Source organism: Nonomuraea sp. NPDC049695, from assembly GCF_040674955.1.
Lineage (GTDB): Bacteria > Actinomycetota > Actinomycetes > Streptosporangiales > Streptosporangiaceae > Nonomuraea > Nonomuraea helvata.
This window is the reverse complement of the sequence record NZ_JBFANV010000204.1, coordinates 1-3,116: the sequence shown is the minus strand read 5'-3', so window position 1 is coordinate 3,116 and position 3,116 is coordinate 1. Positions and strand designations below refer to the sequence as shown.

Below are 3,116 nucleotides of genomic sequence, written 5' to 3'. Positions count from 1 at the left end.
CAGGTCGCTGAGCTTCTCGCAGACGGTTGGGATGTCGCGCCGGGGGGTGAAACGCCGTGGGAGCAGCCTGACGATGTCGTCGAGAGGCACCACCCGATCGTCGAACACGATGCGCTTTCCCCCTCACCGAAACGATTCGCTGGCGGACTGAGACGACGACGAGGTTGGGCCGTCCCTCAAGGACCCAGAACGGGTCATGGGTTACGTTGTCGGCGGATTCGAGCGTTTGCCTTGGGCATGGGCGGCCTTGGCGCTTTCCAGCACGGTGACCAGCGAATCCAGTGCGGCCAGGTTTGCCGCCGCGATGTTGGGTGCTTCATCGTCGTCGCTCTGAACAAGTCCCACCACTCGATGCAGGAGTGCATCCGTCGCAGGGGCCAGTCGGAAGTTGGCCGACACAACACCCAGATCATCAAGTCGTTGTCCGACGTCAACAGCCCTGGCCAGCTGCTGCAGCTCGCGGCGCAGTACGGCGCCCACATCCGGGTCGGTGAAATAGGTGATCGGCACTCCGAAGCTGTCAGCCAGGGCAGCGAGAGTCTGTGTGGTGGGTACGGTGACCCTCCCGAGCACGATCTTGTTGATGACGCGCCGGTCTACCTTCGACCTCTTCGCCAGGCTCGGCTGGTTGTACAGCTCGCTCGTCGCGGGATCGGGAACGAACCTGATCAGGAGCTTGAGCCGCTCGGCAATCGAGAGTGGGCCGATGGCCGACAGGTCAGCCACCTTCTGCAGCAGGCTCCTGAGGTGGTCCGCTCGCACGTCATGCGACGGTGGCGGACGGTCAGGTGAGTCGGACACGAAACGTCTCCCTAGACGAGAGTGATGTCTGCGATCAAGGTTACAGAATGTCGCATCGATGCGACAAGTGCGCCCTTGGGCGACATTGACCGTTGACAGAACCCCTGTGAAGCAGTGATCGTGTTTGTCGCATCCAAGCGCTCCTTCGAGCTCCATAGGGCGCTTTGATGCGACAACGCGAGGTAGGGCGCCAGCACAAGGATCCGGACCTCCGGTTCGGGTCATCACATCACCAGTACAGGGGGCTGAACGTGTCACACCAACCTCCACTCCACAGTGAGCATGTCGGCGATGGCTGGCGTTATCGCGATGACCCCCGCACCCCGGTCTGGCGCCCGGGGGGTGCGGGAGGAGGTCCCGGATCCAAGGGGGGGCCGGGACCTTCTGATCTTCCGGCGGGCGGCGTGTACCGGCCGGCGCACGGCCGTAACCGTCCGATGCACGGCCTCTACCAGGGCGTGGCGGTGCAGGGCCGCATCCCGTTCGTCGCGATGGTCAATGACCGGTGCGTGACGGGTTGGGAGGAGTTGCCCATGCCGGCCGTGCGGATGTGCAGCGCGTGGAACCGGATCCTGGCCGAGCCGCCGGGCAGTGACATCTACGACGGCAACGAGGTCTACGCCGGGCTGAAGAACGCCTTCCCGGAGGGGGCGCGCTGGCAGGCCTGGCCGGTGTACGCGGTGCTGAAGGGCTGGCTCGCCTACGCCGAGGTCATGCTCACCCGGGCTGACCTCGCTGATCTGCTCGGCCCCGGCGTCGAACCCAGCGTGCAGCAGCTCAAGGCGTTGATCACGCGCCTTGGTCTGCCGGTGGCCGTGGTGGAAGAGGAGGCCCGGCTGGATCGGACCGGCGTCATGTCCGGCAAGATCCGCGTCGGCCGCACGGAGAAGATGGGCGAGCTGTGGAAGATCGCCGAGCTGCAGCACGCCTACCGGCAGGCGCTGGGCACGCTGTACGCGGACGTCAAAGCAGGCGACAAGACCGACGATGAGGCCGGTGATGAGGTGTCGGCCTACCGGCAGGCCCTTTTGCCGGCGCTGGCCGAGCGGCAGTGCGCCGCTCTGTACCGCTGCCGGGACGTGCCGGTCGCGGCTTTCGCCGAGCAGCCCGCGATGCTGGCCGAGGTGGAGACCGCGGTGATGGGGCTGGTGATCGGTTACCCGCCCGGCCTGACCGCCATGATGATCGCCTCCACCCTCATGACACCCGAAAGCTGGGCCTATTACGAGCAGCCTGTCGTCCAGCCAGCTGTCGTCCTGTGATCCCCCGTGGGAGCAGGCTTCCTCCGTCTCCCGCGCCGTGCTGCTCCTGCCACCGCACGCCGCAGGCCTCAGCGGCCCCGGCCACGCGGTGAGCGGGCCTGCGCCAAACGGCGCGCCAGTCATTCGACACCAACAGGGAGAATTCATGACTGCTCATCAGGACACCGCAGCATGGCCGGAGTTGCCGCCAGGCCCGCACGGAACCCCCTCGCCCGCACTGGCTGAGCGCTACCGATCGCGTCCCGTTGCTCCGACCACGGTGCCCAGCGGCGACAGCATCGACACGGCGGTCGGCTACGACGACGTGCGTGCTCTGCTGACCTGCCCGCACAGCAGTCGCGACTTGTCGGAGCCCGGTCTCCCGCGGCTTGTTGAAGGCATGTCCGTCGACGACGTGCCCGACGTGTTGATCAACATGGACGGTCCCGAGCATGCGAGGCAACGCCGGATCCTGGCCAGAGCCTTCACAGTGGCATCCGCCGAGCGCTGGCGAGTCTCGTGCCGCGAGATTGCTCATGATCTCCTGGACCAAGCCGACCACTCCGGCGTCGATCTGGTGGCCGATTACGCGCTGCCGTTGTCCTCTCGGGTGATCTGTCAGGTGCTGGGGGTGCCCACGCAGGACTACCCACGTTTCCGAAGCTGGAGCTCAGCCTTCTTGTCGGCATCCAGCTCGTCGATGGCGGCGCGCATGGCCGCTTTCAGCGATTTCATGAGCTACAGCGCGCAGCTGGTGGCTGCCCGCCGCGCCAATCCCGGCCGTGATCTTGTGGACGACCTCATTCATGCCCGGGATGGGGAGGACCGGCTCAGCGAAGACGAACTGATCACCCTGCTGTTCGCGTTGATCACGGCCGGGCTCGAGACCACGACCATGATGATCTCGCGGGGAGCGTATCGGCTGCTGTTACACCCGGAGCGGTATCGGGAACTCGTTGCCACGCCTTCGTTGCTGCACTCAACGGTGGAGGAGATCCTGCGCTACGACGGGCCGGGCACGCCCGGCCTGCTGCGACGCCTGACCGCGGACCTCGAGCTCCCATCAGGCGCGGT

The 3,116-nt window shown here is 66.1% G+C and carries 3 protein-coding genes; 2 read left to right on the top strand and 1 reads right to left on the bottom strand.

Annotated elements, in window-relative coordinates:
• Positions 1-201 precede the first annotated feature (201 nt).
• Positions 202-801: a helix-turn-helix domain-containing protein gene (locus AB0J64_RS56955; RefSeq protein WP_364047099.1), complete on the bottom strand. Its 600-nt coding sequence runs from the start codon at positions 799-801 to the stop codon at positions 202-204.
• A 437-nt stretch (positions 802-1,238) separates the two neighbouring features.
• On the opposite strand from AB0J64_RS56955, the gene AB0J64_RS56950 reads away from it, so the two are divergent.
• Together AB0J64_RS56950 and AB0J64_RS56945 are read left to right on the top strand one after the other, a co-directional pair.
• On the top strand, positions 1,239-2,063 hold the full coding sequence (locus AB0J64_RS56950; protein ID WP_364047096.1) for a hypothetical protein: 825 nt from the start codon (positions 1,239-1,241) through the stop codon (positions 2,061-2,063).
• 145 nt (positions 2,064-2,208) lie between these two features.
• A partial coding sequence (locus AB0J64_RS56945; RefSeq protein ID WP_364047093.1) for a cytochrome P450 occupies positions 2,209-3,116 on the top strand: 908 nt, incomplete at its 3' end.

Excerpts from the sequence above, each read along its gene's own strand:
- AB0J64_RS56950 (WP_364047096.1), top strand. The coding sequence starts at position 1,239 with ATGCACGGCCTCTACCAGGGCGTGGCGGTGCAGGGCCGCATCCCGTTC.